The organism is Vibrio sp. 10N.222.55.C6 (assembly GCF_041473395.1).
In the GTDB taxonomy this organism is placed as follows: Bacteria; Pseudomonadota; Gammaproteobacteria; order Enterobacterales; family Vibrionaceae; genus Vibrio; species Vibrio crassostreae_C.
In genome coordinates, this window is sequence record NZ_JBFRSD010000541.1 from 1 (window position 1) to 344 (window position 344).

The window sequence follows — 344 nt, forward strand, 5'->3', positions numbered from 1 at the left end:
GAATTAAGCTGATCGATGAATTGTTCAGACTTCTTACGTTCTAGGTTGGTGCCTTCAATAACCAGTTTGAGGATCTGAAGTGTTAGCTCAAGTAGGTTTTGTGTGGAAACACCAAGCAGCAGCTTCGCTCGAATATCGGTAAGCAGATCACCCGATTCACCCTCGAAGTCGAGTTCAGTGATCAGATGTTGTAGTTCGTTTGATAGGTCGGAAAGGAGCTCTTGTTCCGGAGAGTGCGCAGCATCGGCAAAATGAGTGCGTGAGTTGTTCGCCATAATCTTAATGGCACGCTCATAAATACCGAGTAGTTTCATGGCATGGTCAACTTTCTGACTGCCATTGCA

General features: G+C 45.6%; 1 pseudogene. It reads right to left on the bottom strand.

Annotation, left to right across the window (positions count from 1 at the left end):
- Positions 1–344: pseudogene (locus tag AB4486_RS24995) on the bottom strand (GGDEF domain-containing protein); the annotation flags it as partial.